The following is a 26,857-nucleotide window of genomic DNA, read 5'->3' as shown; positions in this document are numbered from 1 at the left end:
CCGATCACCCTCTCAGGTCGGCTACGCATCGTCGCCTTGGTGAGCCGTTACCTCACCAACTAGCTAATGCGCCGCGGGCCCATCTATGAGTGATAGCCGAAACCATCTTTCAGCTTTTCTACATGTGAAGAAAAGAATTATCCGGTATTAGCCCCGGTTTCCCGGAGTTATCCCAGTCTCATAGGCAGGTTGCCCACGTGTTACTCACCCGTCCGCCGCTAATCTTCGGGAGCAAGCTCCCAAAGATCCGCTCGACTTGCATGTATTAGGCACGCCGCCAGCGTTCGTCCTGAGCCAGGATCAAACTCTCCAATAAAGAGTAAGATTAGCTCTTAAAGTTTAAAACTTAGTTAAAACGTTGACGTTTGTTGTTATCTTGTTCAGTTTTCAAGGTTCAATTAAGCGCTTGATTATCATACTATATCATTTCACCGTTGTCAACTTCTACGAAAAAACTTTTTTAATCGTTATTTTCAAGTCGTTGTTGTCGGCTACATGTATTACTATATCATCTTGATTCGCAGAAGTCAACTTCTGTTTTAAAATTATTTTTTCTTAAGACTTCATTATTTGAAGCCAAGGATTATATATTACATAATTCTCTTATAAAACACAAGAGGTTTATAACAAAATATTAGCCATCTACAATTAACAACTATTAAAGCAAGGCACGAATGGCCCTGCTTATTATTTGACAACTACTTTTCCAACCATGCCTTCCTTGACATGGTACCTACATATTAGTTCATATGTACCGGATTCTTTCGGATTTACAGTAATCGTATTTTCTTTTCCCGGCTGCATTTCAACGTCAACTCCGAGTTTTTCCACTGTAAAGGTATGCTCTTTCTTACCCTTGTTTTTCAATATCAAGGTTGTTGTTTTTCCAGCGGGAATTGTAATAACTTCTGGATTAAAGTAATCATCGTTTAACTCGACCTCAATTGTTTTCTCCATTTCCGAAGGTTGTGTTACAGCATCGACTTCAGCAAACACACCGAATGATGTTGTCATAACCAATATCATCGAAAACAAAACGAATAATCCTCTTAACCGCATTTTCACAGACAATCCCTCCTTTCCTAAGAACTATTTTCTTCTAATTTATAAAATATTATCATTTTTAATTTATTTCCAACGCCCTTCTAAATAGATCATTTACACTAACTGTGTCTAAGATTATAAATCGATCTATAAATCAACTTCCACAGCACTTGTTTCATTCAATTATGTAATAATTTGTCCTTATTTAAATAGTCCAAACATGTCTACAATATTATACAATCAAACGGAACGAATGTTCTATAAGGAGGGAGTTAATTGAAGGAATGGGAAGCTTCATATGTAGCTGGAATTATTGATGGCGAGGGTTCAATAAGCCTAACTAGAATGCATAAAGGGGAATTCAGGAGACCTTGTATTTCGATCTCCTCTACTGATAAAGAATTATTAATTTATATAAAAAGGTTAACAGGTGGAGTAATAAACAATAAAAAAAATTATAATCCTGAAAGACATAAAAACTCTTACACATTAACTATTAAGAAAAAAGAAAATGTATTTGAAGTATTGGAAAAAATACATCCCTATTTAAGGATTAACAAAAAACGAGCACGAGCGCTCTGGATTCTTAGGTACTATGAAAATGTTAGTCCAAGGAATGGAAAATATTCATCAACATTATTAAAACAAAAACTTCAATTTGAAGAAGATTTTTTTCGGTTATAACTTTTTAGACAAAATAAAAACCACCAAATATGTATTTGGTGGAGACGGTGGGACGTGCTATTCCATTCTTTCGAGATGGCACTGACTATATCTTGAACCTGTTAGTTACAGGTTCTTCGGCGTATTATGCAGATCGTAGTTTTGCTTGCTTCACAAGCATGATGCTGCATCCTAGTACTACCATATTGGCAGCCTATAAGTCGATACACGGCTGTTGAATTACTTCACATACCGCTCGGCATTGCCTTATCGCCACGAGTGCGACTTAGGTTTCACCGATAAAGCCGAATTTTCACTTGCATGTTACCACACAAGGCGACTATGAACTAATCGAACCCACGTCCAAAGATATCGCCACTTAAGCGTCTACGAGTGTAGTCGACATATTCGTATTTCGCTGAGCCATCTGCCTATCGACAGGCGCCCGGTCAGCTAGTCTGGTTGTTCTCTTCCTTCACCCTCAGACGGTGGGATCCGGCGTAGTCCACTTAGAGTGAGTCCCTTACCCTACCACATGGACGATGGAGGGAGGAACAGCTACGCGCTATTAAGCAGCGAAAGCTAAGTTGTTGTTTGTTTTGCCAGTTATAGGCTTTGACGTTTTAACGAGGCCGATCCCCTCGACTCGCAACCTAAGCTCGAACTACCCCTGTCGAATCCGTAACGTCCCCTCGAAGTTTAAGGTGCGCTATTGGTATTTCACGCTAGCGTACGTTAGGAAAGTCTGAAGGTAACTTCAGAGCTAAGATTATGTTTGTCAGTTACCCGACATAAGTTATTATAGCATACTTCTTTATGATTTCAATTGTAAGTTTTTGTAAGAAACTTATTTCTGTCTTTCTCGGAAAGCTCGTTCGATATCACGCTTTGCTTCCTTCTTCTTCAGATCTTCACGCTTATCGTAGTTCTTCTTCCCTTTACCAAGACCTATTAAAATCTTTGCATAACCATTTTTCAAATAAACTTTCAGAGGAACTAGCGCGTAGCCCGCTTCCTTCGTTTCGCCTAATAGTTTATCAATTTCTCTCTTATGAAGCAATAACTTACGTTGGCGAAGAGGGTCGTGGTTGTAGCGATTTCCTTGCTCGTATGGGCTTATATGGGCATTTAAAAGATAGATTTCTCCATTTTGTATTCTGGCATACGAATCTTTTAAGTTAATACGTCCATTACGAATCGACTTAATTTCTGTTCCTTGGAGAACCATTCCTGCCTCATAAGTTTCTTCTATAAAGTAGTCGTGGTTTGCCTTTTTGTTTTGGGCAACGACCTTCCCCATTCCTTTTGGCACGATATTCTCCTCCTTTCGTGCTCGTCTGTTTCTCTATTGTAGCAAAATTCCCCAATAGAGGGAAGAAGAGAGCCATGCTGAATGGCTCTCTCTGTATGTTTATCGCTTTTTCTTTCGCTTCGCTTTAGGAGCATTTTCAAAATGCTTCTTTTTCTTACGGGCAGAGCCAGGGCCAGAACCTGATCCACCACGCGGCTTCGAGCCACTAGATCCGCCTTTCGCGTCCCCAGCACCTGCTTTTCTGCGAGGCTTTTTCTCGGTACTTCCTGTTTTAAATACCCTTGGTGTACGATCGCGATCGACTGGTCGAGCACCCTTCATACCAACAACTTCAAAGTCGATGGAACGCTCGTCTTTATCAACCTTTACGACACGTACGGTAATTTCGTCTCCAATTCGGTAGACCTTTCCCGTACGTTCACCAATCATTGCGTAGTGACGCTCATCGAAGCGATAATAATCATCCGTCATATAGCTAACGTGAACTAAACCTTCAATGGTATTCGGCAACTCAACAAACATTCCAAAGTTTGTCACCGAACTAATCATTCCATCGTATTCCTCGCCGATTTTATCCATCATATATTCCGCTTTTTTCAACTCATCTGTTTCACGCTCGGCATCAACCGCACGACGTTCCATCTTGGATGTATGCTCCGCAATGTCTGGTAAGCGAGCATCCCATTTCTCACGCGTTGCTTGATCCAGCTTGCCCTCAATTAGGTACGTTCGAATCAGACGGTGAACAATTAAGTCTGGATAACGACGGATTGGTGACGTAAAGTGCGTATAGAACTCCGTTGATAGTCCAAAGTGACCAAGACTTTCTGGATCGTACTTCGCCTGCTGCATCGAGCGTAGCATGACGGTTGATACAACCATCTCTTCCGGCTTCCCTTGTACTTCTTCAATGATCTCCTGAAGGGCACGCGGGTGAACATCATTGGCTGTTCCTTTCACGATATAGCCAAAGTTTGTGATAAACTCGAAAAACTTACGTAGCTTATCTTCCTTTGGATCCTCGTGGATACGATAAATAAACGGTACATCCAACCAATGGAAATGCTCTGCTACTGTTTCGTTGGCTGCAAGCATGAACTCTTCAATAAGTCTTTCTGCTACCGAACGCTCACGGAGAACCACATCCGTTGGTTTTCCATCTTCTTCGACGAGCACCTTAGCTTCTTTAAAATCAAAATCGATTGCTCCACGCTTCATCCGTTTATTACGAAGGATAGCCGCTAGCTCTTCCATTAACTCGAACATTGGAATTAGTGGCTCGTAGCGCTTCAGGAGCTCTTCGTCTTTATCAGTTAAGATCTTATTCACGTCACTATAGGTCATACGTTCTTTTGTTTTGATTACACTTTGGAAAATCTCGTGATTCACGACTTCTCCCGTCGATGTAATCTCCATTTCACAAGAAAGTGTCAGACGGTTAACTTGCGGATTCAAAGAGCATATTCCGTTTGAGAGTCGGTGCGGAATCATCGGTATTACTCGGTCCACAAGATACACACTCGTCCCTCTATCCGCTGCTTCACGGTCAATCGGAGACTCCTCTGTTACATAATATGTTACATCAGCGATATGTACGCCTAGCTTGTAATTTCCATTAGGAAGCTTTGTAACCGTTACAGCATCGTCCAGGTCTTTTGCATCTGCACCGTCAATTGTAACAATATCTTGGTCTCGAAGATCTCGGCGACCTACAAGATCCTTTTCATCAATTTCATCTGGTGTCTCATTTGCTTGCTTGATCGCTTCTTCCGGAAATGGTCCTGGAAGCCCATGCTTATGAATGACAGAAAGTATATCAACCCCTGGGTCATTTTTATGACCAAGAATTTCAATAACTTCACCTTCTGCACTCTTTCTTCCTTCTGGATACATTGTGAGAAGCACGACAACCTTATGCCCTTCCACTGCCCCTTTTGCAGCAGCTTTAGGAATAAAAATATCACTCGTAAACTTTTTATCATCTGGAATCACAAAGCCAAAATGTTTGCTTTCTGTATAGGTTCCAACCACTTGCTGAATCCCACGCTCGAGAATTCTTACGATCGTTCCTTCTCGTCTCTGACCAGAGGTTTCTGAGTTTACACGTGCTAAGACAGTATCACCGTGCATGGCGTTATTCGTTTCATTTGGAGGGATAAAAATATCATCCATTCCTGGTTCTTCAGGAATAACGAATGCAAATCCCTTCGAGTGACCTGTTAATTTTCCTCTTATCAGATTCATTTTGTCTGGTAGGCCGTAACGATTGCTTCTTGTTCGGACAACAAGTCCCTTTTCTTCCATATGTACAAGTGCTTTAACGAAATCTTTAAAATCACCAGAGTCCTGGATTCCAAATGCTTCTTCCAGCTCCTGTACAGTTAGAGGCTTGTAGGCTTCATCCTTCATATAATGAAGAAGTTTATCGACGTGTTGTTTAATACTTTCGTCCATAGTAAACCCTCCTTTTCATTTATTCTTCCCAATTTAAACTTTCTAAAAACTGAAAAACGTCCTCGTGAAGCTGTTCCTTTTCTTTATCCAGTGTGATGACGTGTCCAGATTCTTCATACCATTTAATAGCTTTTTCATCAGATTCAATACCATTGTAAATAATATTCGCACTGTCTGTATTAATCATATGATCATGTCGAGCTTGAACCACAAAGGTTGGAGCGTAAATATGGTCTACATGATCACGAACATCAGCTATTAAGTTTTGCAGTGCCTTTAACGTATTCATAGGTGTCTTTTTAAAATCATCCATCTCTGCTTCGACTTGCTCGGCTGATTTTCCTTCTCGTTTTTTGAATTCACGAGCGTAATCAAGAATTCCCTCATACATGATTTCTTCACTTTTTATGTACATTGGTGCACACATTGGAACAATTCCCTTAATAGGTACAGTGTAACCCAATTTCAGCGAAAATACGCCACCTAGAGAAAGTCCAGCCACTGCAATTTCCTTATGTCCCTTATTTTTAAGATATTCATACGCCTCGGTCACATCTTGCCACCAGTCTTCTGGTCCTGTATGGACAAGCTCTTCCGGTGGAACACCATGTCCTTTATAGTGCGGGGCATGACAGGTGTAGCCTCTTTTTTCTAAAAAACGACCTAGCATTCGAACGTCAGCACTGTTACCCGTAAAACCGTGTAGAAGAAGTACCGCTCGTGGTCCCCCCTCAAAAGTAAATGGCTTTGGCATAGCAATTTTCATATGTAAAACTCCTTTAAACTGTTCGTATCTATTTAGTTATTGTAATCATAGTTTGCAACGACAATCCAATGATATGTTTGAACTTTTCACAACACCACAAAAAAAACCTGACCCCGAAAGTGGCCAGGTTTGTAGACTCTTATAAAACGTACGCTAGTAAGATCGTTAAGATAAAGAAAAATACCGACAGAACGATCGTCGCACGGTGGAGGTAAAGGTCAAGTCCACGTGCCTTTTGCTTCCCGAATAATTGTTCCGCTCCACCCGAGATAGCACCAGAAAGACCTGTACTTTTTCCAGACTGAAGAAGCACAACCACAATCAAAGCGATCGAAACGACCACAAGTAATACAGTAACTAATGTTTCCATAAAAAGTCCACCTCCTAAAACGCACATTGCAGTAGTTTAAATGTACCATAACCAGCTTTGATAAACAATAGTTTTCCTTTTGGGAGGAAGTGACGGGGGGTGAGGAGAAAAGACAGAGTAGATTATTTTGATTGGAGTGATTAGTATTGATTGTTAAAAAGTTTGAAATGTCATTGGAAATTCTTAAGTTGAAATCCTTAGAAAAAAGGATAGGTTCTGGTCATGCAGTATACTCAGAGGTAAAAAGCAATTATTCAAAAGACTTGCCGGACATAAGGGCGAACAATCCCTCTTGTATTACCTACGTCAACTCCCCGAAAAAGAGCACTTTATTTTCCACAACCTACGGCTTCAAGAAAGAGATTATTACTTTCAGATTGATTTCCTTGTTCTAACAAAATACTCAATAGGTAAAAAGCCAGAATCGAAAAACAACGTACCCATAATATTTTTTGTTTCAAGTATCAATGCTAATCTAAGAGGGTGGCAAATGCCACCCTCTAGTTCTTATTCAACTTTCAGCGTTATTTCCTCTCCCATCATCCCACCAGTAGCTTTTAACACTAGTCCTGCTGCATCAGCTGGAACATCAAAAACAATCTTTCCTTCCTGAGTTAAACCAGGGTTAAGCTGCTTTAAGAAGAAATCAGAGCCGTTATCTTCTTCAACATCCATCGAAATCTGGGCAGAAGATGAGTAAGTAAATTCCCTCCCCTGACTGTCTACTAGTTTAAAACTATTAGCATCTACTGTTATGGCATCTTTCTGACCATTAGTTAAAGAAATAGTAACAACCTTAAATACTCCTTGAGCTGTTTCCTTCGTAAACTCACCGCCAACTTCTGACAATGTCTCAACACCTAGGACTTTAATTGTTACATCTGAGGAAATTCCTTCATTAGATAGAGGTTGTTCCTCATTGATTTCTTCCTTATTTTTTTCCTCGTTATCATTTGTACTAGTAGTAGTCGTAGTTGCAGGCTCAGCTGAGTCTTCTCCTCCACCCAAACTAGCCACAATACCCAGTAGGATGAGTATCCCCAAACCGATTAACCCTTTCATGAAAATACCCATCTTTAACTTTTCTCCACAGTGAGGGCAGCGTTTAGCTGATTTTGCTACTTGATTACCGCATGTTTTACAATTCTTTAACTTAGCCAATGTAATTCCTCCTATTAATCCTATAAAATTTGGTAAATATGTATCAAATTTTAATATAGAAAGAACTATACTATACAAATATTCATTATAAGTACGTTTATTGTCACAATTTGCTGTCACTTTTTCTCCACAAAAACCCAAAAACCCGCCCTCCCAAAGAGAGAGGCGGGTCCCACAATACAAAAGCGGGCCCAATAAAAGGCCCGCCCTCTTCAACTTGAATTACTTCTTCAAGTTATAAAGTGATTTCATTCCATCGTATACAGCTAGTTCGCCAAGCTCGTCTTCGATGCGAAGAAGTTGGTTGTACTTTGCAATACGATCTGTACGGCTCATAGAACCAGTTTTGATTTGGCCAGCGTTTGTTGCAACTGCGATGTCAGCGATTGTAGCATCTTCAGTTTCACCAGAACGGTGAGAAACAACTGCTGTGTAACCAGCGCGCTTCGCCATTTCGATTGCTTCGAAAGTTTCAGTAAGTGTACCGATTTGGTTTACTTTGATAAGGATTGAGTTAGCAATTCCTTTTTCGATACCTTCAGCAAGCTTCTTCGTGTTTGTAACGAATAGGTCGTCACCAACTAATTGAACGCGGTCACCGATGCGCTCAGTTAATAGCTTGTGGCCTTCCCAGTCGTTTTCGTCTAAACCATCTTCGATTGAGATGATTGGGAATTCGTTAACTAATTCTTCGTAGAAGTTAACCATTGCTTCAGAAGATAAACCAGTGCGGCCTTCTCCAGCTAGGTCATATTGCTTTGTTTCTTTGTTGAAGAACTCAGAAGAAGCAACGTCCATACCTAAGAAAATGTCTTTTCCAGGCTCGTAACCAGCGTTCTTGATTGCTTCCATGATCACTTGTAGAGCTTCACGGTTTGAACCAAGGTTTGGAGCGAATCCACCTTCGTCACCTACAGCTGTGTTAAGACCTTTGTCAGAAAGAACTTTCTTTAATGAATGGAAAATTTCAGCACCCATACGGATTGCTTCTTTGAAAGTAGGAGCTCCTACTGGTAAAATCATGAACTCTTGGAAGTCAACGTTGTTGTCAGCATGTGATCCACCGTTGATGATGTTCATCATTGGAGTTGGAAGTTGCTTCGCGTTGAATCCTCCAAGGTAACGGTATAATGGAAGACCTACAAATTCTGCAGCAGCGTGAGCAACAGCCATAGAAACACCTAGGATTGCGTTAGCGCCTAACTTACCTTTGTTTTCAGTTCCGTCTAATTGGATCATCGTACGGTCGATTCCAACTTGGTCAGTTACGTCCATACCGATGATTTCTTCAGCGATAATATTGTTTACGTTATCTACAGCTTTTTGAACACCTTTTCCAAGGTAGCGTGACTTGTCGCCATCACGTAGTTCAACTGCTTCGTGCTCACCAGTTGAAGCACCAGATGGAACGATTGCGCGTCCGAAAGAACCAGACTCCGTAATTACTTCTACTTCTACAGTTGGGTTTCCGCGAGAATCTAATACTTCACGAGCGTATACATGTTGAATATATGGCATAATAAAATCTCTCCTTATTATAAAAAATTTAGGTTTTATGTGTAGGTCAATTTCACCTTCCGGCGGCTGGTGTTGCTTTGCAACAAAGGCCTTCTTCAGGTGGAAACTGCCCTAAGCTTAGCTACTACAAGTGGTCAATTTCGTCAAAGACGTAAACTGCCTTTTCATTTTGAAAAAATGGTCAGTAACGTTTGCTTCCGCCATGTGCTAGCAGGTCCGGCATCCACATTCGATACTAAATTACTTCTTAAGTAATGTCTTCCCAGTCATTTCAGCTGGTTGTGCTACGTTTAATAGTTCAAGCATCGTTGGGGCAAGGTCGCCAAGGATTCCGTCTTCACGAAGCTCCACGCCTTCCTTTGTTACGATCACTGGAACGGGGTTAGTGGTGTGAGCAGTCATTGGGTTGCCTTCTAAAGTAACTACTTCATCAGCATTCCCATGATCCGCCGTGATTATCGCTGTTCCACCTTTTTTAATGATCAGATCAACGACACGACCTAGGCACTCATCCACTGTTTCAATCGCTTTGATTGTCGGTTCTAACATTCCAGAGTGTCCAACCATATCAGGGTTCGCATAGTTCAAGATAATCGCATCGAAGTTGTCTTCCTCGATTTCTTTTACTAATGCGTCTGTTACTTCATACGCACTCATTTCTGGTTGCAAATCGTATGTTGCCACCTTTGGTGAGTTGATCAAGATACGCTTTTCACCAGGGAATTCCGCCTCACGTCCACCGCTCATAAAGAACGTTACGTGTGGATATTTTTCTGTTTCAGCGATACGAAGCTGTGACAGATTGTTTTGAGATAACACTTCACCAAGTGTGTTATCAAGGTTTGTAGGTTCGAAGGCAACATATCCATCAACCGTTTCACTAAAGTGTGTTAAGCACACAAAGTTTAAGTGTTGTGGATGTTTATCACCGCGGTCAAACGAACGGAAATCTTTATTTGTGAACGTGTTAGAGATTTGGATGGCACGGTCTGGACGGAAGTTATAGAAAATAACTGCGTCGTTATCAGAAATCGTTGCAACCGGCTCTCCGTTTTCCTTTTTCAAAACAGAAGGAAGAACGAATTCGTCGAAGATTCCGTTGTTGTAAGAGTCTTCTACGACATCCATAGCGTTTGAGTAGGCAGGACCTTCTCCGTACACCATTGCACGGTAAGACTTTTCTACACGTTCCCAACGCTTATCACGGTCCATCGAGTAGTAACGACCAGAAATCGTTGCAAACTGACCCACACCGTATTCTTTCATCTTTTCTTCCGCTTGCTTAATAAAGTCACCAGCAGATTGAGGTGCTACGTCGCGGCCGTCTAAGAATGCGTGAACGTATACGTTGTTCACACCTTCCTGAGCAGCTAACTTAAGTAGCGCAAATAAATGCTGGATATGACTGTGAACTCCACCATCAGATAATAATCCGAATAAGTGAAGGTTTGTTCCTTTTTCTTTCACGTGATTAATGGCATTTAAAAACGTTTCATTACGTTCAAATTCGCCTTCACGAATAGATACGTTCACACGTGTTAAGCTTTGGTACACAATACGTCCTGCACCGATGTTCAAGTGGCCCACTTCGGAATTACCCATTTGACCTTCAGGTAATCCTACCGCTTCCCCAGAAGCAGTAAGCCGTGCGTGTGGGTAGCTGTTCCAAAAACGATCAAAATTTGGTTTTTTCGATTGTGCAACTGCATTTCCCATACGCTCGCCACGAAGAGCGAAGCCGTCAAGGATGATTAATGCAACAGGAGACTTACTCATTCTTACCTGCCTCCAGTAATTGTACAAACGAATCAGCTTCTAAGCTTGCTCCACCAACTAAAGCGCCGTCAATATCTGGTTGTGCCATATACTCCGCGATGTTACCTGGTTTTACACTTCCACCGTATTGAATGCGAACCGCAGCTGCTACTTCGTTAGAGTAGTTATCTGCAACCACTTGGCGAATATGTGCACATACTTCGTTTGCATCTTCAGCAGTAGAAGATTTACCTGTTCCGATTGCCCAGATTGGCTCATAAGCAATAACCGTTTGCTTTACTTGCTCATCTGTTAAGCCAACAAGTGCTTTTTTCACTTGATCGCCCACAAGCGCATTTGTTTCACCAGCTTCACGTTGCTCTAAAGTTTCCCCACAGCAAACGATTGGAGTGATACCATGCTTGAATGCAGCAAGAGTTTTCTTATTCACAGACTCATCTGTTTCATTGAACATTTCACGACGCTCAGAGTGACCGATGATCACATATTGAACACCAAGATCAGCAAGAGCTGGTGCAGAAACTTCACCTGTGAATGCTCCACTTTCTTCAAAGTGCATGTTTTGAGCACCAATTTTTACTTCTGTTCCTTTTGCTCCGTCAACTAAACGCTCTAAAAATAAAGCTGGTGCACAAATCACAGAATCTACTTTTTCAGAAGAAGGAACGATTGACTTTACTTCATTCAAAAAGCTCGTTGCTTCTGAAAGAGTTTTATGCATTTTCCAGTTACCTGCAATAATAGGTTTACGCATGGTTTTCATCCTCTCTAAAATTATTACTTATCGTTTAACGCAACGACTCCAGGAAGAACTTTTCCTTCCATGAACTCAAGAGAAGCTCCGCCACCTGTAGAAATATGGCTCATTTTATCAGCAAGGTTGAATTTTTCAACGGCTGCAGCTGAATCTCCACCGCCGATAACAGAATATGTACCTTCAGATGCTGCTAATGCTTCTGCTACTGCCTTTGTTCCGTTTGCAAACGAATCTAATTCGAATACACCCATTGGTCCGTTCCATATAACAAGCTTAGACTCTTTAATAACATTGCTGTAAAGCTCAGCTGTTTTTGGTCCGATATCTAGCGCTTCCCAATCAGCAGGGATTTCATTGATTGCTACTGCTTTTTTGTTTGCACTATCAGAGAAATCGTCAGCAACGATCACATCAACTGGCATATAAAACTTAACGCCTTTTTCTTCTGCTTTCTTAATGAAAGAAAGAGCTAAGTCAATCTTATCAGCTTCTAATAGTGACTTACCTACTTCATGACCCTGAGATTTAACAAATGTATAAGCTAAGCCACCACCGATGATTAGGTTGTCTACTTTATCTAAAAGATTGTCGATTACACCAATCTTGTCTTTTACTTTTGCTCCACCGATGATTGCAGTAAATGGTCTTTCCGGATTAGAAAGAGCTTTTCCAAGAACATCAAGTTCTTTTTCCATTAATAGACCAGATACAGCTGGTAAGTGGTGAGCGATTCCTTCTGTTGAAGCATGTGCACGGTGTGCCGCTCCGAATGCATCATTCACGTATACGTCAGCTAGCTCAGCGAATGCTTTTGCTAATTCTGGATCATTCTTTTCTTCACCAGCATAGAAACGAACGTTTTCTAATAAAAGAACATCGCCTTCAGCCATTTCAGAAACTAAAGCTTTTACGCTATCTCCGTAAGCTTCGTCCGCCTTCTTCACGTCTTTATTAAGAAGCTCTGATAAACGACCTGCCACTGGAGTTAAACGCATTTCCTCTACTACAGCACCCTTTGGACGACCAAGATGGCTAGCTAAAATAACTTTTGCACCTTGCTCTGTTAGGTATTGAATAGTTGGAAGTGCTGCACGAATACGAGTTTCGTCCGTAATTTGTCCATCCTTCATAGGTACGTTGAAATCTACGCGGCAAAATACTCTCTTACCTTTTAAATCAATGTCTTTTACGCTTTTCTTGTTCATCGGAAAATCCTCCTATTTAGCATAAGCTTTGAACATTAGAAAAGGAGGGGGATTTGATCCCTCTCCCCTTTTTAAACCTATTTTGCTACAAAATGGAAAGGGTTAAACCCATAATCCATTTATTAGCGCAATTGAAGTTTTTTTCCCCTAAGATTAAAGGCCTTTAGAAGCGATGTATTCAGCAAGGTCAACTACGCGGTTAGAGTAACCAGACTCGTTGTCATACCAAGAAATAACTTTCGCCATGTTGCCTTCCATAACCATAGTAGAAAGAGCATCGATTGTAGAAGAAGCTGGGCTACCGTTGTAGTCAGTAGAAACTAGTGGCTCTTCAGAGTAATCAAGGATTCCTTTTAAGTCACCTTCAGATGCTGCTTTAAGTGCTGCATTGATTTCGTCAACAGTTACATCTTTATCAAGTTCTACAACTAAGTCAACTAAAGAAACGTTTGGAGTTGGAACACGCATAGCCCCACCGTTTAACTTACCTTTAAGTTCAGGAAGAACTAAAGATACAGCTTTAGCAGCACCAGTTGATGTAGGGATGATGTTTTCAGCAGCTGCACGAGCACGACGTAAATCTTTGTGTGGTAAGTCTAAGATTTGTTGGTCGTTCGTGTAAGAGTGAACAGTTGTCATCATACCACGGCGAACACCGAAGTTGTCGTTAAGAACTTTAGCAAATGGAGCTAAACAGTTTGTCGTACAAGATGCGTTAGAGATAACGTGGTGGTTAGCTGCATCGTACTTGTCGTCGTTAACACCCATTACGATTGTGATATCTTCATCAGTTGCAGGAGCAGAGATGATTACTTTTTTAGCGCCAGCTTCTAAGTGCTTAGCAGCGTCAGAACGCTTAGTGAAACGACCAGTAGATTCAACTACTACTTCAACTCCAAGGTCTCCCCATCCAAGTTGAGCTGGGTCGCGCTCAGCGATAACTTTTACTTTTGTTCCGCCAACTACTAGGTAGTCGCCGTCAACAGTTACGTCTTCTTTAAGCTTGCCGTGAACTGTGTCATATTTTAAAAGGTGAGCAAGTGTGTTTGCATCAGTTAAGTCGTTTACTGCTACAACCTCTACGTTAGGGTTTGTTAATGCTGCGCGGAAAACGTTACGTCCAATTCTACCAAAACCGTTAATACCTAATTTTACTGCCATGATTTGTTTCCTCCTTTAATTCAATAAGGATATATTTTATTTAAGGGGGTTAACCCTGTAATAACTGTGTTGCGGCTCCTTCGTCCGTAATTAATACGGTGTTCTTTGGAGCTTGCTTCATATAAGAGCGAATTGCTTTTTCCTTTGAAGCTCCACCAGCAACGGCGAGCACATGCCCGGTCTTTACTAGGTCATCGAGTTGAAGTCCAACTGTTCTTACTTTGTGGACCACTTCTCCCGCTTCGTTAAAGTAATACCCGAATGCTTCACCAACCGCTTGCCTTTCTTCGATTTTACGTAAGTCCTCCGCGCTTGTTCGCCGGCGTTGGGCCATTGTCATAGCGTCTCCTACTCCGTGTAAAACCATGCTTGCAGATTTGATTAAACCTAGAACTTCTTTAATATGAGGTTCCTTCAACATCATGTGGTACGTTTCACTGCTTACTTGATCAGGGACATAGAGCACCTTGTGGCTTGATTTGGTTCTTTCAGCCATTTTGGCACAAATGGTATTGGCTTGATTTTGAACATCTTCCCCAATTCCCCCGCGTCCCGGTACAAAAAGAAGATCTTTGCCAAGGTCAGGAGTTAGCATCTCTGCTACAGTGGCCATTGTTGTACCACCAGTAACTGCGATGATATTTTTTCCCTGCAACGAATTTTTCATACAAAGAGCACAAGCTCTTCCTAATTCGCTTTTTACCCATGGTGACTCATCACTGTTACCCGCTACAATGATCACTTGCTGAATACCAAGTTTCCTTCGGAGTCTTTCTTCCATTTTGTCGATACCTGATATCTCACGCATAACCGCTTCTAATCCCTCTAGTAATTCCCTTCCATCTTCAGTTAGACTCATTCCTACACTTGATATAGTGATTAAATCTTGTTCTTTTAAGAAGGAAACTTCACTTCTGAGGACTCGTTCTGTTACACCAAGACTGACAGATAAGCTTCGACGACCTACTGGCTCCATGGAACCTATGTATTGTAAAATGTGAAAACGTTCCTGCATAACAGAGAGCAAATCAGGTAATAATCTTTTTTGGATATCAATGATCGACTGCATATTGATGTCTCCTTCATCCTATATGGACATTTTATGTCCCTCATAGACATAATGTGTCCCGCTGAAGGTAAAAAAAATCACCCCTGCTACAAAACTTATTCTAACAGGTGCGATTTCCCTTTTCAACTCATATACGGTGTATTTTTTTTGTAAGCGCTTCGTTTATGAACATTTTGTCTAACTGTCCATACTGAAGCTCCTCTCCGTCCAGAACAACGACAGGAATCATTAACCCATACTGCTCTGTCCATTCATCATTTGTATCAATGTCTTTCTCAACGATTTCAAACTCCCAGCTTTCCTGAAGTTCGGCTAGGATCGCTTTTCCTTTTTCACATAATGGGCATCTTTTTCTAGTATAAAACTCAATAATCATTAAACAATCTCCTTTAAAATCTCTTTCGCTTTGATGAAGATGGGATTCCGAGCTGATCCCGGTACTTAGCCACTGTTCTCCTGGATATCACAAATCCATCGTTTTCTTTTAATATATCTAAAATTTCCTGATCGGAATAAGGCTTTGCTTTATCTTCCCCTTCGATCAGTTTCTTAATGGCATCTTTCACCTGATTAGACGATGTGGCCTCTGAATTGGTCGTGGAAACCATGTTCGTAAAGAACGATTTTAATTCAAATGTTCCAAATGGGGTTTGCATATACTTTTCACGGACCGCCCGGCTAACCGTGGACTCATGAACCTCTATTTCCTCTGCAATTTCTCTCATCGTCATCGGCTTTATGTGCAACGGCCCTTTTTCGAAAAAGTCCTGCTGTCTTTGCACAATCGCAAGTGACACCTTAGTAATCGTTTCCTTCCGTTGTTCTAAGCTTCTAACGATCCATGAGTAGTCCTGTTGCTTTTCTTGCAAATATTTGTTGAGGTTGGCATCTTTCACAGATGAAAATTGCTGAAAATACTCCTGTTGGAACGTTAGCTTAGGGAGCACGTCATCGAACACACTAATTTCAAAGTGTTTCCCGTCCCATTTGACCGATACATCTGGAATCACATAAGACGGTGCTTCGTCCTGAAAGTCAGCCCCTGGACGCGGATTTAATGTTTGAACTAGGTCAAATGCCAATTGAATATCAGATAGACTAATGTTTAGTTGTTTGGATAATGTTTTCCATCTTTTTTCTGCAAACTCCTCAAAATGATTACTGACTAATTTTTCCGCTAAAGGATTTCGTTTCGGCATACGGATGAGCTGTAAATATAAACACTCCCCTAATGACCTCGCACCTACTCCAGCTGGTTCAAGGTCTTGTATAATAGAAACTAACGAGTCTACTTTCTCATGTGAAGTACCTAATTCAGTAGCAAGAGATTCTTCCTTCACACAAATGTAACCGTTTCCATCAATGTATTCTAAAAAAGTCTTAAGTAGCTCCACATCCGAGTGGTTCACCACTTGAGCATATAGATGGTCATAAAGGTTCGTAGCGGTTTTTCCTATTTGTTCAATCCAGTTTTGTTGATCTTTATCTATGACTCTCGTTTTTTTCGGTCGATCTTTGCGGGGATCCATCGTTTTAACATGGGAGGTTTCAATCTGAATAAGGGGATTTTCCAATGCTTTGCTTTCTAAAAAAGCCGTAAGCTCCTGGGAAGAATACTGAAGTAGCGTAATTGCCTGAGAAAGCTCTTGCGTCATCTTTAATTTTAACGTCTGCTGTTGCCACAAACCTGCTTTTAAGTTCATCTTCTCACCCCCACTATCTATTTTACATGAAGATATGTGGGAATTGAATGGGTAGTTAATAAAAAAACACCTGTCTATATAGTGACAAGTGTTTTTTACTTAATGACGCCCTCGGAGGGAATCGAACCCCCATTTCAAGAACCGGAATCTTACGTGCTATCCGTTGCACCACGAGGGCAGAAAAGTGCTTATATGCAAAATAAGCGCTCTTACATCATACTAAATGATTCATTATGCTGTCAACGACTAGACGTCACTGCTTCAACTCTACTTCATATACTTCTCTATAAATTTCTCTTCTTCTTTCATACTTAACAGGCCAGTCGCTTTTCCAACATTTCCGTCCTGTAATTCCCATATCGTGTTATGGTCACTGACTGCTTGGGAAAAATCCCCCTCAAGCCATCTTTCAAGAATCCTGATATATGTGTTCGCATACTTATATTCATTTTCATTGGCAACTACCACATCGTAAAGCCGCTTAATTCGCTCTTCCGTAATAAGAATGGCTCCCCATTTCTTTTCGGCTTCCACCTTTTGATGTGACATATGGTGAATGGCAGATTGTACTTCGAATTCTTTTAAGTCACTTGGAAAAACCTGCTCCACGTTTTCATCTATTTGGATTTCAAGTCCTCCGTCTTCAACGGATGCCTCCGCTTCCTCCGCCTGCTTGAGCACCCTGTCCGTTCCACCGCTTGATGGAGTGGCATTTGTCCAATACGAAAATACACCAAAACCAGCCATGATTACGAGTCCTGTACTAATTGCTGCGATTTGTATTTTGTTGAGTTTGAAGGCCTTTTTCGTTTCCAAGTTTTCCACTCCCTTTGTTAACTTTTTCTATATTTTTTATGTCGAATTGGCGGATTTCGTAGAGTTGAGGATGTTTTTGAATGTATTTTCGCGAACAACCAATCCCACTTCTCTCCCCCCATTATCATTATCCTACATTTTACAACAGTTCCTATTTCCAGCATAGTGGAAAAGCTCAACTTCTTGTTTAAAAAACTGCCCAGTGGGTATGATGGAAAGTGAGTTTATAAGTACATAGCAATTTGTGTCGAACAATTCTGTAGCTATTTGTTTGACCTTTATTGACCATGCGTGTATCATGAAAATACATACAGTTTTACTTTAAACATACTTAATCAATTGTATGTTTGACTCTCAATTAAAGGAGGAAAAAGAAATGAATTTAATCCCTACAGTTATTGAGCAAACGAACCGTGGAGAGCGTGCATACGATATTTACTCACGCCTATTAAAAGACCGCATTATCATGCTTGGAAGTGGAATTGATGATAATGTGGCGAATTCAATCGTCGCTCAGTTATTATTTTTAGAAGCAGAAAATCCTGAAAAAGACATATCCATCTACATTAACTCACCAGGCGGTAGCATTACAGCTGGTATGGCCATCTACGACACCATGCAGTTCATCAAGCCTGACGTTCAAACGATTTGTATCGGTATGGCGGCATCTATGGGTGCATTCCTTCTTGCTGCTGGTACAAAAGGAAAGCGTTATGCTCTTCCAAATGCAGAAGTAATGATTCACCAACCGCTTGGTGGAGCACAAGGTCAAGCAACAGAAATCGAGATCGCTGCGAAGCGTATCCTTTTCCTTCGTGAAAAGTTAAACGGCATTCTTGCTGAGCGTACTGGTCAACCAATGGAAGTCATTTCTAAAGACACAGACCGCGACAACTTCATGACAGCTGATCGTGCAAAGGAATATGGCCTAGTTGACCATATCATTTCACGCAACACGCTTGAAACGAAGAAGGAAGAAAAATAAGAATTCAACAGTAAAAAAACTCGCTCTCATACTGGAGCGAGTTTTCTTATTATGCTTCTTTTTGAACGTATTTTTCTAATGCTTCAAGCGCTGCTTCTTCATCCGTTCCATTGACAATCAAATTCACAGATGAACCTGAGCTAACAGCTAAGCTCATAAGACCCATGATGCTCTTTGCATTGACCTTCTTACCGTCTTTCTCTAAAAATACTTCTGACGAAAAACGATTTGCTTCTTGTACAAACAACGCTGCAGGGCGTGCCTGTAAACCAGTCTTCAACTTGACTACTACTTGTTTTTCCACCATTCTTACTTTCCTCCCCTATCCTATTCTCTTTATCTATATCAATTACATGGTTTTACTCACGTTTTCCCCGACTCGGAGCTTTTCGGCAATTTCGTCAATTTTGCGCAGACGGTGATTGATACCTGATTTACTAATATTCCCTCCAGATACCATCTCCCCTAGCTCCTTCAATGTGACATCTTGGTAAGCAATCCGAAGCTCTGCAATTTCTCTAAGCTTTTCAGGTAAAATATGAAGACCTACTGTATCTTGAATAAATCGGATATTTTCAACCTGTCGTAAAGACGCACCAATCGTCTTGTTTAAGTTCGCCGTTTCACAATTGACCAACCGGTTCACCGAGTTACGCATATCTCGTACGATCCGAATGTCCTCAAACCTTAGTAAGGCATTATGGGCACCGATAATGTTTAGGAATTCGGTGATTTTTTCAGCTTCCTTTAAATACGTGATGAAGCCCTTTTTTCTTTCAAGCGTTTTACTATTTAAACCAAATGTATTCATCAATTCACATAAAGAGTCGTTATGCTCTTTATAAAGTGAAAAAATTTCGAGATGATAAGAGGAAGTTTCCGGATTGTTTACCGAACCTCCTGCTAAAAATGCTCCACGTAAATAGGAGCGCTTACAGCATTTCTTTTTAATAAGGACTTCTGCAATATTGTGGGCAAACACAAACCCTTCTTCTAGGATAAACAAATCTTCTAAGATGCTCTTTGCATCCTGTGAGAGCCTTACAATATACACATTGTTCTTTTTCAATCTCATTTTCTTTCGAACGAGAAGTTCTACTTGAACGTCGTAATATCGTTTTACCAACGTATAAATTCTTCGTGCAATCGCAGCATTTTCCGTTTGAATATCGACCACTAGTTTTCGATTAGAGAAGGACAATGAGCCATTCATTCGGATCAAAGCAGACAGTTCCGCCTTTCCGCAGCATCCTTTTCCTTCAATATTCGTTAACTCTTTTTTCGTTTCCGAAGCGAATGACACATCTTCACCTCCTACACAAACGGTTGCTTAAGTGTATCTACGCTTTAGACCGCTTGCGGGTTTCATTTATTAATAGAGAATATAAAATATTTGCTACTTCCCTTGTGTCATGGCGGATCACTCCATTTTCAAGGCTCATGATTTCTCCCTCTACCACTTCGAGTCCTAAATCATATAGAGTAGTTAAATCAAAGTGTACAGGTTTTGCTAGTTCTTCGCTATAGCGAGTAAGAACCTCTTCTGGGATATGTTCCCTATTTACTAAAATGGTGTTCATAAAATCCATGTTCATATGGTCATAAATCGCTTTCACATGATCGCTCGCTGTATAATCAAGCGTCTCACCCGCTTGAGTCATTAAGTTACAGATATATACCTTTTTCGCTTTGGCACGGCACACTTCCTCGCCAAGCTTCGGTACAAGAAGATTAGGTAAGATACTAGTATATAAGCTTCCTGGGCCAATCACGATCAAGTCTGCTTTTCGTATCGCTTGAAGAGTCTCAGGCAGCGTAGTCGCATCACCAGGTGTTAAAAACACTCGCTTGATCCGCTTTCCGGAGTAAGGAATTTTTGATTCCCCTGAAACGATCGTGCCGTCCTCCATTTCTGCATGCAACACCACACTTTGCGTGGCAGCTGGAAGCACCTTCCCACGCACGTTCAATACCTTGCTCATCTCTTGGATGGCATGGGTAAAATTCCCTGTAATCGATGTCATCGCTGCTAAAATCAAATTACCAAGCGAATGGCCAGATAATTCGTTAGCAGTTGCAAAACGGTGCTGAAACATTTCCTCAATTAACGGTTCTACATCGGATAATGCCGCTAGCACATTGCGGACATCTCCCGGAGGAGGAATGTCCATTTCATCTCGAAGGCGTCCAGAGCTACCGCCATCGTCAGCAACCGTAACGATGGCCGTAATATCAACGGGAAACTTCTTTAAACCACGAAGCAATACCGGTAGCCCTGTTCCACCCCCAATAATCACAATTCGAGGCTGTCGAATCTTCGTCATGTAGTTTGTTCCTTTCTCCTTTCGATGTCACGATGAGTGATTCGAGTTTCATAGTCTTTTTCGAAGTGGTGTGCAATGTATTCAGTCAATGCCACCGAGCGATGCTGCCCACCAGTACATCCAATGGCCACCACAAGTTGCGCTTTCCCCTCACGCTTGTAATGAGGAAGCATAAAGGCTAACAACTCTGTTACTTTTTCTAAGAACTTCGTCGTCTCATTCCACTTCAGTACATACTTTGAAACATCCTCATCAAGACCCGTTTTTGGTCTCATCGATTCAATATAGTGCGGGTTTGGTAAAAAGCGAACATCGAAAACTAAATCTGCGTCAATCGGAATTCCGTACTTAAACCCAAAGCTCATCACATTGACCGTAAAGATGGTTTGCTTATTCGCTGAAAACTCCGTTAAGATTTTTTCGCGCAATTCTTTCGGCTTCATTTGTGAGCTATTGTAAATGAGCTGTGCTCTTCCTTTTAGGTCCTCAAGCAACTCTCGCTCCAGCTGTATACCTTCTAAAGGAAGTCCGGACGGAGCAAGCGGATGAGTACGTCGAGTTTCCTTGTAGCGACGAACAAGCGTGGAGTCATCCGCATCTAAGTATAGAATTTGCGGTGTCACCCATGATGTTTCTGCAAGATCATCGAGCGCCTTGAATAAGTGGTCGAAAAACTCTCTCCCTCTTAAATCCATTACAAGCGCTACCTTATTCATCTTATTTCCAGACTCTTTCATAAGTTCAAGAAATTTTGGCAATAAGGTTGGTGGCAGGTTATCTACACAGAAAAAACCAAGATCTTCGAAACTTTGAATGGCGACGGTTTTCCCTGCACCCGACATCCCCGTTATAATCACCATTTGTGTATCTTGTGTCGCTCCAGTACTCATAAAAATTCCTCCTTAGCTAGGATCAAGACGATATTGAATTAACTGAAAATCGGTTGTATATGTAAAAGTGCCATAGATGATTCCTTGACCGTGGATCATGTAGTCCAATATATGATAATCTCCTTCTGCCATCGGTAAATCTTTAATCTGATGAAAGTCATGCCAAGCAAGCTTTCCTTCCTCTGACTCATCCAGATTTATCCCATCAGCTACTGTTCCAAAAAAGGTGAACATCATCCACTCAGAAACGACTTGGTCTCCATCTTTCATGATAAATGTAAAAATGCCCTTAATATTGGGGTTTCTCAAGTAAATACCGGTCTCTTCACGGTACTCTCGAATACAGCAGTCTCTCACTGATTCACCAGGCTCCATCTTTCCACCGGGAGCCACCCACCAGCCACGTCTAGGCTTTTGGAGCAGCAAGACTTTATTATCCTTTACCAATACACAATTTGTCACTCGTTGCACGCTTCAATCACCTCAGGGACTAGAATTAACGACTTTTATTCTTATTATTATACTATTTTTACAATGGGCTCACAATGAATAGGAAATGGACAAATATAAAAAAAGAGCACAGGACATGTTCCTGTGCCAAAGATATATATCTTAAAAGGGGGTCAATTTCAATTCTTATTCTACACGAACAATGTTTCACTACTGTTACAGTATAATTAATTGGAGATTACGTTTTGTAAAAAATAGGTGAAGCAATGCACCAAATATTTTATGAAGAAAAAAGCTAACCCCAAAAGGCTAGCTTTTCCTATGTTATGCTTTTTGCTTTAATGATTCCATTAGTTCTTCTACATAGTGTTGCGCAGCTTGAGCGGCGATACTTCCGTCACCTGTTGCGGTAACGATTTGACGAAGTGTTTTTTCGCGGATATCACCAGCGGCGAAAATACCAGGAACTTTTGTTTCCATACGGTCATTGGTTTCAATGTATCCGTCACTGTTAGTAATTCCAAGGTTCGCGAACGGCTTTGAAAGAGGAACCATTCCGATGTAGATGAAAACGCCATCTGCTTGGAATTCCCGCTCTGCCCCATCTTGTGTTGAAACAAGAGTGACACTACCTACCTTGCCGTCCTTATCATTGATCTGCTTCACTGTGTGATTCCAAATGAAATCAATTTTTTCATTGTCAAACGCACGTTGCTGAAGAATTTTTTGGGCACGAAGCTCGTCACGACGGTGAACGATTGTTACTTTAGAAGCGAAGCGTGTTAAGTACACTCCTTCTTCCACCGCAGAGTCTCCTCCACCAACAACGACAAGTTCTTTCCCTTTGAAAAAGGCGCCATCACAAACCGCACAGTAAGAAACCCCACGGCCTCCAAGCTCTTTTTCACCAGGAACGCCAATTTTCTTATATTCAGCACCAGTTGTAATAATGACTGCACGAGCTTTGTACTGCTTCGAACCAGCTACAACCGTCTTATACTCTTCACCATCAATGACTTCTTTTATATCGCCATACGCGTACTCAGCACCAAACTTTTTCGCGTGATCAAACATTTTTGTAGAAAGCTCAGGTCCTAATATATGGTCAAAACCTGGATAGTTTTCAACCTCTTCTGTGTTGGCCATTTGTCCGCCTGGCACACCGCGCTCGATCATTAATGTTGAAAGATTTGCACGTGATGTATACACAGCAGCCGTCATTCCAGCAGGACCAGCACCAGCGATAATGACATCATAAATTTTTTCTTCAGACACGTTTTATTCACTCCTTTTTAAAAAAGAAAACAATACTTGTATTAGTATTTCCTTGTTACTCTTATCCTATAAAACAAAGTGAGTGGAGTCCAAATATATGCTCACTAAATGAGCCCTTTTACAATTTTTACATATTTTTGGAGGGTGGAGCTGGATAAACTGTACAGCTTTGCCACCTGCTGCTGTGATGTTCGCTCCCCACGTTGCTTTCTCCACATATATTCGGTCGCAGCTGCCAAGGCCTTTGAGTTGTTTGCTTGCACATTTTCTTTCATAAGTCCTGGCAAAATGGTAAACCATAATAAAAACAAGCTCGACTGTGTCGTTCCAATCGGTTGATGCTGCTTATAAAGCTCCATGGCTGTTTCGTGTCCAGAACGCATGATAGGTTTTTCACATGCTTCCATGCTTAAAAAATCAACATATTCCTTTTCTATCAAATACTTTGGCTTCATAGAAGTTAAAAGCTGCTCTTTTTCTGCCGATAAAGAAGCAAGGAATAAACCGAATAAACGCTCTTCAATAAAGCTGCTTTCTAGCTTTTGATGAATCGCTTTTGGAATATGTTCAAAGCCGGCCGCTTCTGGCTTATTCTTTTCCCATGGCTCATGCCCTTCTTTTTCAGGGCTAAATTCAAGAACTCTTTTCCATGCTTGCTCAGCCATGGATTGACGTTTCGTATGGTAAGCAGAGTAAGATAACCAGTAATAAAACGGTCCGTCCCCTTCAAAGCCCACTCGTTGCAGCTTTCTTAGCCAACCGTAAGCTAGCTCATACTCTCCAACAAGAGCAAAGCTTGCACCAAGTTTGAATTGATGTTCGTGCAGCATCGGCTTAATCTTTTTCAACACTTCTTTCAAGCTGTTCACTTTCTCTTTATCCTTTAGATAAAAAGCAAATACAAGCTTGTTGCACAGCGCATGCAGGTTGCCTGGATTTTTCGTGAGTACATCCTCAAGAATGTCGTCCGCCTTGCTAGTTTCTCCTAAATAAAAATAAGCAAGAGCTAGGTTGTTGTAGGCTGACCAGTATTCAGGAAATTCCTCAATTACCTCTTCTAAAAGGTCAACTGCTCTTGGAAAATGTCCCGATTCTAATAAACGACGCGCCTCATCCTGTTTTACAATAAGATCGTCCTCTTCGTACAGATCCTCCTCAAGCTCCTCCGCCTCAAGAGTTAGCAAGTCGAGTAATTCTTCCGTATCCTCGACAAACTCTCCGTCCTGGTCAAGCTTTAAATACAGCGACGCGTGTGTGTATGCATCTTTAAAAAGACCGAGATGTGCGTAGTTGTTTGCCAAGAAATAATGGCACTCGAGCATATGCTCATCCAGCTCTTCTAAAATCTCGTGCAAATAGCGATTGGATTGCTGATAGTCACCAAGCTCCGTACAAACAATCGCCAGCTGACAATAAATCATCGGTTCGCCCGGCTCTAGTTGAATCGCACGCTCCAAATACTTTTTTGATTTATAAAAATCCTTCCGTTGATACGCCTTTAAGCCTTTCGCAAAGTAGTATTCACCAGTTGGATGAAAAGACAATAATTTACCTTTAGGTTGATATGCTTTAGAGTCTTTGCTCATGAAATCCTCCATTTAACGTGTTTACAAGCACTTCTTAGATGTAATGAAGTAATTTATAAAAAAATAAGTTTAACCTAATTATTATATCATAAGTCCTAGTTGGCTGAAACCATGAATGTAGAAAGACTATTAGACGAAGCTTGTCTAAAAACAAAAAACCAGCCCCTCGGCTGGTTATTTTGCTGATGATTTTTCATGTCGCTTATTTAATACAGATAAGACATCTCGAGCTGGCAAGCCTTGCTCCACCAACAATACATATAAGTGGTACAATAAATCGGCTGCTTCCCACTTTAGCTCCTCAGCATCGCGGTTTTTCGCAGCGATGATGACTTCAGATGCTTCTTCGCCGACCTTTTTCAAAATCTTATCAACGCCTTTTTCAAACAAGTACGTCGTGTATGCACCTTCTGGACGTTCTTTTTCACGGTTGCGAATCAACTGCTCAAGTTCAAATAAAATTTGGTAGTCTGCTAGGCTTTCCGCTCCAGACGCTGCCTCTTCACCTGTGAACACACTCTCTGTAAAACAGCTGGTTGTTCCGTTGTGGCAAGCAGGACCAGCTGGTTCTACTAGTACAACCACTGCATCTTGGTCACAATCAAACTTCATATCAACGATTTTCTGTGTATTCCCGCTTGTTGCCCCTTTATGCCAAAGTTCCTGTCGTGAACGACTGTAAAACCACGTTTCACGGGTTTCAATCGATTTATCTAAAGATTCCTTGTTCATATACGCAAGGGTTAATACTTCCTTCGTTAACGCATCTTGAACGATTGCCGGCAGCAAGCCATTTTCATCAAACTTTACATTCATCGTACGTTCACCCCTTTTTCTTTTAAAAATGATTTCACTTCTTCGACCGAGGTTTCCTTGTAGTGGAAAATTGACGCGGCTAAAGCTGCATCTGCTTTTGCTTCCAAAAAGGCTTCGGCAAAATGCTCCGAGTTTCCTGCTCCACCAGAGGCGATGACCGGAACCGATACCGCCTCACTTACCGCACGAGTTAAGGCCACATCAAAGCCCTTCTTTTCTCCGTCACTATCCATGCTTGTTAACAGGATCTCTCCTGCCCCACGACGAACGGCTTCTTTTGCCCATTCTATGACTTCATATTCGGTCGCTTTTCGACCACCATGAGTGAACACTCGCCACGAACCAAGCTCTTCATCATATTTCGCATCAATGGCAACGACGATACATTGTGTCCCGAAGAAGTTCGCTCCTTCAGTAATAAGCTCAGGGTTAAGCACAGCAGCCGTATTCAATGACACCTTATCCGCACCCGCACGTAAAATGCGCTTCATATCTTCAAGGGAATTAATGCCTCCACCTACAGTAAACGGAATTGCTAGCTCGGAAGCAACCGATTTAACCACATCCACCATGGTACCGCGACCTTCATGCGAAGCTGATATATCTAAAAAGACTAACTCATCTGCTCCTTGCTCATCATAAAAACGAGCCAGTTCCACGGGGTCTCCTGCATCGCGCAGCTGTACGAACTGAATTCCTTTTACCACACGACCGTCCTTCACATCCAGGCATGGAATAATACGCTTTGTTAGCATG

General features: G+C 41.4%; 28 protein-coding genes, 1 tRNA gene, 1 rRNA gene and 1 other RNA gene. 4 read left to right on the top strand and 27 right to left on the bottom strand.

Annotation, left to right across the window (positions count from 1 at the left end; all coding sequences use genetic code 11):
* A 16S ribosomal RNA gene (locus tag ACFFHF_RS18335) occupies positions 1–316 on the bottom strand; the annotation flags it as partial.
* 371 nt (positions 317–687) lie between these two features.
* A complete protein-coding gene (locus tag ACFFHF_RS18330) occupies positions 688–1,071 on the bottom strand; it encodes a cupredoxin domain-containing protein (protein ID WP_377058782.1) in 384 nt (127 codons plus the stop codon).
* A 249-nt stretch (positions 1,072–1,320) separates the two neighbouring features.
* Here ACFFHF_RS18330 and ACFFHF_RS18325 point away from each other — a divergent pair, with 249 nt between their 5' ends.
* The gene (locus ACFFHF_RS18325) at positions 1,321–1,728 is read left to right on the top strand and encodes an LAGLIDADG family homing endonuclease (protein ID WP_160549795.1); all 408 of its coding nucleotides are present in this window, start codon (positions 1,321–1,323) and stop codon (positions 1,726–1,728) included.
* 47 nt (positions 1,729–1,775) lie between these two features.
* The gene (locus tag ACFFHF_RS18320; protein ID WP_377058781.1) at positions 1,776–1,946 is read left to right on the top strand and encodes a hypothetical protein; all 171 of its coding nucleotides are present in this window, start codon (positions 1,776–1,778) and stop codon (positions 1,944–1,946) included.
* Between the two features lie 109 nt (positions 1,947–2,055).
* Here the strand turns inward: ACFFHF_RS18320 and ssrA are convergent.
* From ssrA to secG, 5 genes are all read right to left on the bottom strand, one after another.
* Positions 2,056–2,391: a transfer-messenger RNA gene (gene ssrA / locus ACFFHF_RS18315) on the bottom strand.
* A 163-nt stretch (positions 2,392–2,554) separates the two neighbouring features.
* Positions 2,555–3,019 (bottom strand): SsrA-binding protein SmpB, encoded by a 465-nt coding sequence (gene smpB, locus ACFFHF_RS18310; RefSeq protein WP_119709954.1) that lies wholly within the window; start codon positions 3,017–3,019, stop codon positions 2,555–2,557.
* 99 nt (positions 3,020–3,118) lie between these two features.
* Positions 3,119–5,473, bottom strand: a complete 2,355-nt coding sequence (gene rnr, locus ACFFHF_RS18305) for a ribonuclease R (RefSeq protein WP_160549796.1) — start codon at positions 5,471–5,473, stop codon at positions 3,119–3,121.
* A gap of 19 nt (positions 5,474–5,492) precedes the next feature.
* Positions 5,493–6,239, bottom strand: a complete 747-nt coding sequence (locus ACFFHF_RS18300) for an alpha/beta hydrolase (RefSeq protein ID WP_377058780.1) — start codon at positions 6,237–6,239, stop codon at positions 5,493–5,495.
* 139 nt (positions 6,240–6,378) lie between these two features.
* Positions 6,379–6,609, bottom strand: a complete 231-nt coding sequence (secG, locus tag ACFFHF_RS18295; protein ID WP_160549798.1) for a preprotein translocase subunit SecG — start codon at positions 6,607–6,609, stop codon at positions 6,379–6,381.
* A 193-nt stretch (positions 6,610–6,802) separates the two neighbouring features.
* Here secG and ACFFHF_RS18290 point away from each other — a divergent pair, with 193 nt between their 5' ends.
* Positions 6,803–7,222 carry a nuclease-related domain-containing protein gene (locus ACFFHF_RS18290; protein ID WP_377058783.1) on the top strand — a complete coding sequence of 140 codons (420 nt, stop codon included), beginning with the start codon at positions 6,803–6,805 and terminating at the stop codon, positions 7,220–7,222.
* Here the strand turns inward: ACFFHF_RS18290 and ACFFHF_RS18285 are convergent.
* The 11 genes from ACFFHF_RS18285 to ACFFHF_RS18235 all read right to left on the bottom strand — a co-directional run bounded on the left by ACFFHF_RS18285 (position 7,117) and on the right by ACFFHF_RS18235 (position 17,775).
* Positions 7,117–7,683 (bottom strand): DUF4352 domain-containing protein, encoded by a 567-nt coding sequence (locus ACFFHF_RS18285; protein WP_160549801.1) that lies wholly within the window; start codon positions 7,681–7,683, stop codon positions 7,117–7,119. The genes ACFFHF_RS18290 and ACFFHF_RS18285 overlap by 106 nt on opposite strands.
* Positions 7,684–7,992: 309 nt before the next feature.
* Positions 7,993–9,288, bottom strand: a complete 1,296-nt coding sequence (gene eno, locus ACFFHF_RS18280; protein WP_066058826.1) for a phosphopyruvate hydratase — start codon at positions 9,286–9,288, stop codon at positions 7,993–7,995.
* A 240-nt stretch (positions 9,289–9,528) separates the two neighbouring features.
* On the bottom strand, positions 9,529–11,064 hold the full coding sequence (gene gpmI / locus ACFFHF_RS18275) for a 2,3-bisphosphoglycerate-independent phosphoglycerate mutase (protein ID WP_377058779.1): 1,536 nt from the start codon (positions 11,062–11,064) through the stop codon (positions 9,529–9,531).
* A complete protein-coding gene (gene tpiA / locus ACFFHF_RS18270) occupies positions 11,057–11,818 on the bottom strand; it encodes a triose-phosphate isomerase (RefSeq protein ID WP_160549599.1) in 762 nt (253 codons plus the stop codon). The genes gpmI and tpiA overlap by 8 nt, the downstream gene beginning before the upstream one ends.
* A 23-nt stretch (positions 11,819–11,841) precedes the next feature.
* Complete coding sequence (locus ACFFHF_RS18265; protein WP_340905451.1) at positions 11,842–13,026, bottom strand: phosphoglycerate kinase; 1,185 nt, start codon at positions 13,024–13,026, stop codon at positions 11,842–11,844.
* Positions 13,027–13,179: 153 nt separating this feature from the next.
* Positions 13,180–14,187 (bottom strand): type I glyceraldehyde-3-phosphate dehydrogenase, encoded by a 1,008-nt coding sequence (gap, locus tag ACFFHF_RS18260; RefSeq protein ID WP_160549601.1) that lies wholly within the window; start codon positions 14,185–14,187, stop codon positions 13,180–13,182.
* A 49-nt stretch (positions 14,188–14,236) separates the two neighbouring features.
* On the bottom strand, positions 14,237–15,256 hold the full coding sequence (locus ACFFHF_RS18255; protein ID WP_340905452.1) for a sugar-binding transcriptional regulator: 1,020 nt from the start codon (positions 15,254–15,256) through the stop codon (positions 14,237–14,239).
* Positions 15,257–15,383: 127 nt separating this feature from the next.
* Positions 15,384–15,632: a glutaredoxin family protein gene (locus ACFFHF_RS18250; RefSeq protein WP_340905453.1), complete on the bottom strand. Its 249-nt coding sequence runs from the start codon at positions 15,630–15,632 to the stop codon at positions 15,384–15,386.
* Positions 15,633–15,645: 13 nt separating this feature from the next.
* Positions 15,646–16,959 carry an RNA polymerase factor sigma-54 gene (rpoN, locus tag ACFFHF_RS18245; RefSeq protein ID WP_377058778.1) on the bottom strand — a complete coding sequence of 438 codons (1,314 nt, stop codon included), beginning with the start codon at positions 16,957–16,959 and terminating at the stop codon, positions 15,646–15,648.
* 106 nt (positions 16,960–17,065) lie between these two features.
* Positions 17,066–17,137, bottom strand: a tRNA-Arg gene (locus tag ACFFHF_RS18240).
* Positions 17,138–17,226: 89 nt separating this feature from the next.
* On the bottom strand, positions 17,227–17,775 hold the full coding sequence (locus ACFFHF_RS18235; RefSeq protein WP_377058777.1) for a DUF6241 domain-containing protein: 549 nt from the start codon (positions 17,773–17,775) through the stop codon (positions 17,227–17,229).
* Between the two features lie 343 nt (positions 17,776–18,118).
* On the opposite strand from ACFFHF_RS18235, the gene clpP reads away from it, so the two are divergent.
* On the top strand, positions 18,119–18,760 hold the full coding sequence (clpP, locus tag ACFFHF_RS18230) for an ATP-dependent Clp endopeptidase proteolytic subunit ClpP (protein WP_340905457.1): 642 nt from the start codon (positions 18,119–18,121) through the stop codon (positions 18,758–18,760).
* A gap of 49 nt (positions 18,761–18,809) precedes the next feature.
* Here the strand turns inward: clpP and ACFFHF_RS18225 are convergent, their stop codons facing one another.
* From ACFFHF_RS18225 to hisF, 9 genes are all read right to left on the bottom strand, one after another.
* Positions 18,810–19,067, bottom strand: coding sequence for an HPr family phosphocarrier protein (locus tag ACFFHF_RS18225; protein ID WP_119709969.1), 258 nt, complete (start codon positions 19,065–19,067; stop codon positions 18,810–18,812).
* A 42-nt stretch (positions 19,068–19,109) separates the two neighbouring features.
* Positions 19,110–20,063 (bottom strand): DNA-binding protein WhiA, encoded by a 954-nt coding sequence (whiA, locus tag ACFFHF_RS18220; RefSeq protein ID WP_377058776.1) that lies wholly within the window; start codon positions 20,061–20,063, stop codon positions 19,110–19,112.
* A gap of 37 nt (positions 20,064–20,100) precedes the next feature.
* A complete protein-coding gene (gene mgfK, locus ACFFHF_RS18215; protein ID WP_377058775.1) occupies positions 20,101–21,084 on the bottom strand; it encodes a gluconeogenesis morphogenetic factor MgfK in 984 nt (327 codons plus the stop codon).
* The gene (gene rapZ, locus ACFFHF_RS18210; RefSeq protein WP_377058774.1) at positions 21,081–21,974 is read right to left on the bottom strand and encodes an RNase adapter RapZ; all 894 of its coding nucleotides are present in this window, start codon (positions 21,972–21,974) and stop codon (positions 21,081–21,083) included. Before rapZ ends, mgfK begins: the two co-directional genes overlap by 4 nt.
* Before the next feature lie 12 nt (positions 21,975–21,986).
* On the bottom strand, positions 21,987–22,445 hold the full coding sequence (locus ACFFHF_RS18205; RefSeq protein WP_377058773.1) for an NUDIX hydrolase: 459 nt from the start codon (positions 22,443–22,445) through the stop codon (positions 21,987–21,989).
* A gap of 303 nt (positions 22,446–22,748) precedes the next feature.
* Complete coding sequence (trxB, locus tag ACFFHF_RS18200) at positions 22,749–23,699, bottom strand: thioredoxin-disulfide reductase (RefSeq protein ID WP_340905465.1); 951 nt, start codon at positions 23,697–23,699, stop codon at positions 22,749–22,751.
* Between the two features lie 104 nt (positions 23,700–23,803).
* Positions 23,804–25,285: a tetratricopeptide repeat protein gene (locus ACFFHF_RS18195; RefSeq protein ID WP_377058772.1), complete on the bottom strand. Its 1,482-nt coding sequence runs from the start codon at positions 25,283–25,285 to the stop codon at positions 23,804–23,806.
* A gap of 174 nt (positions 25,286–25,459) precedes the next feature.
* Positions 25,460–26,101: a bifunctional phosphoribosyl-AMP cyclohydrolase/phosphoribosyl-ATP diphosphatase HisIE gene (hisIE, locus tag ACFFHF_RS18190; RefSeq protein ID WP_377058771.1), complete on the bottom strand. Its 642-nt coding sequence runs from the start codon at positions 26,099–26,101 to the stop codon at positions 25,460–25,462.
* On the bottom strand, positions 26,098–26,856 hold the full coding sequence (gene hisF / locus ACFFHF_RS18185) for an imidazole glycerol phosphate synthase subunit HisF (RefSeq protein WP_377058770.1): 759 nt from the start codon (positions 26,854–26,856) through the stop codon (positions 26,098–26,100). Before hisF ends, hisIE begins: the two co-directional genes overlap by 4 nt.
* Position 26,857 lies beyond the last annotated feature (1 nt).

This window comes from Robertmurraya beringensis (genome assembly GCF_042433785.1).
GTDB classification, from domain to species: domain Bacteria; phylum Bacillota; class Bacilli; order Bacillales; family Cytobacillaceae; genus Robertmurraya_A; species Robertmurraya_A beringensis.
The sequence above is the reverse complement of the archived record's forward strand: the minus strand, read 5'-3'. Positions and strand labels throughout refer to the sequence as shown.

Coding starts and splice junctions, on each gene's coding strand:
- rpoN (WP_377058778.1), bottom strand. CDS start 16,959: ATGAACTTAAAAGCAGGTTTGTGGCAACAGCAGACGTTAAAATTAAAG.
- ACFFHF_RS18300 (WP_377058780.1), bottom strand. CDS start 6,239: ATGAAAATTGCTATGCCAAAGCCATTTACTTTTGAGGGGGGACCACGA.
- rapZ (WP_377058774.1), bottom strand. CDS start 21,974: ATGAGTACTGGAGCGACACAAGATACACAAATGGTGATTATAACGGGG.
- secG (WP_160549798.1), bottom strand. CDS start 6,609: ATGGAAACATTAGTTACTGTATTACTTGTGGTCGTTTCGATCGCTTTG.
- ACFFHF_RS18255 (WP_340905452.1), bottom strand. CDS start 15,256: ATGCAGTCGATCATTGATATCCAAAAAAGATTATTACCTGATTTGCTC.
- mgfK (WP_377058775.1), bottom strand. CDS start 21,084: ATGACGAAGATTCGACAGCCTCGAATTGTGATTATTGGGGGTGGAACA.
- clpP (WP_340905457.1), top strand. CDS start 18,119: ATGTTTGACTCTCAATTAAAGGAGGAAAAAGAAATGAATTTAATCCCT.
- ACFFHF_RS18195 (WP_377058772.1), bottom strand. CDS start 25,285: ATGAGCAAAGACTCTAAAGCATATCAACCTAAAGGTAAATTATTGTCT.
- eno (WP_066058826.1), bottom strand. CDS start 9,288: ATGCCATATATTCAACATGTATACGCTCGTGAAGTATTAGATTCTCGC.
- ACFFHF_RS18285 (WP_160549801.1), bottom strand. CDS start 7,683: ATGGGTATTTTCATGAAAGGGTTAATCGGTTTGGGGATACTCATCCTA.
- gpmI (WP_377058779.1), bottom strand. CDS start 11,064: ATGAGTAAGTCTCCTGTTGCATTAATCATCCTTGACGGCTTCGCTCTT.
- hisF (WP_377058770.1), bottom strand. CDS start 26,856: ATGCTAACAAAGCGTATTATTCCATGCCTGGATGTGAAGGACGGTCGT.
- ACFFHF_RS18225 (WP_119709969.1), bottom strand. CDS start 19,067: ATGGTGGAAAAACAAGTAGTAGTCAAGTTGAAGACTGGTTTACAGGCA.
- ACFFHF_RS18265 (WP_340905451.1), bottom strand. CDS start 13,026: ATGAACAAGAAAAGCGTAAAAGACATTGATTTAAAAGGTAAGAGAGTA.
- tpiA (WP_160549599.1), bottom strand. CDS start 11,818: ATGCGTAAACCTATTATTGCAGGTAACTGGAAAATGCATAAAACTCTT.
- rnr (WP_160549796.1), bottom strand. CDS start 5,473: ATGGACGAAAGTATTAAACAACACGTCGATAAACTTCTTCATTATATG.
- gap (WP_160549601.1), bottom strand. CDS start 14,187: ATGGCAGTAAAATTAGGTATTAACGGTTTTGGTAGAATTGGACGTAAC.
- ACFFHF_RS18250 (WP_340905453.1), bottom strand. CDS start 15,632: ATGATTATTGAGTTTTATACTAGAAAAAGATGCCCATTATGTGAAAAA.
- hisIE (WP_377058771.1), bottom strand. CDS start 26,101: ATGAATGTAAAGTTTGATGAAAATGGCTTGCTGCCGGCAATCGTTCAA.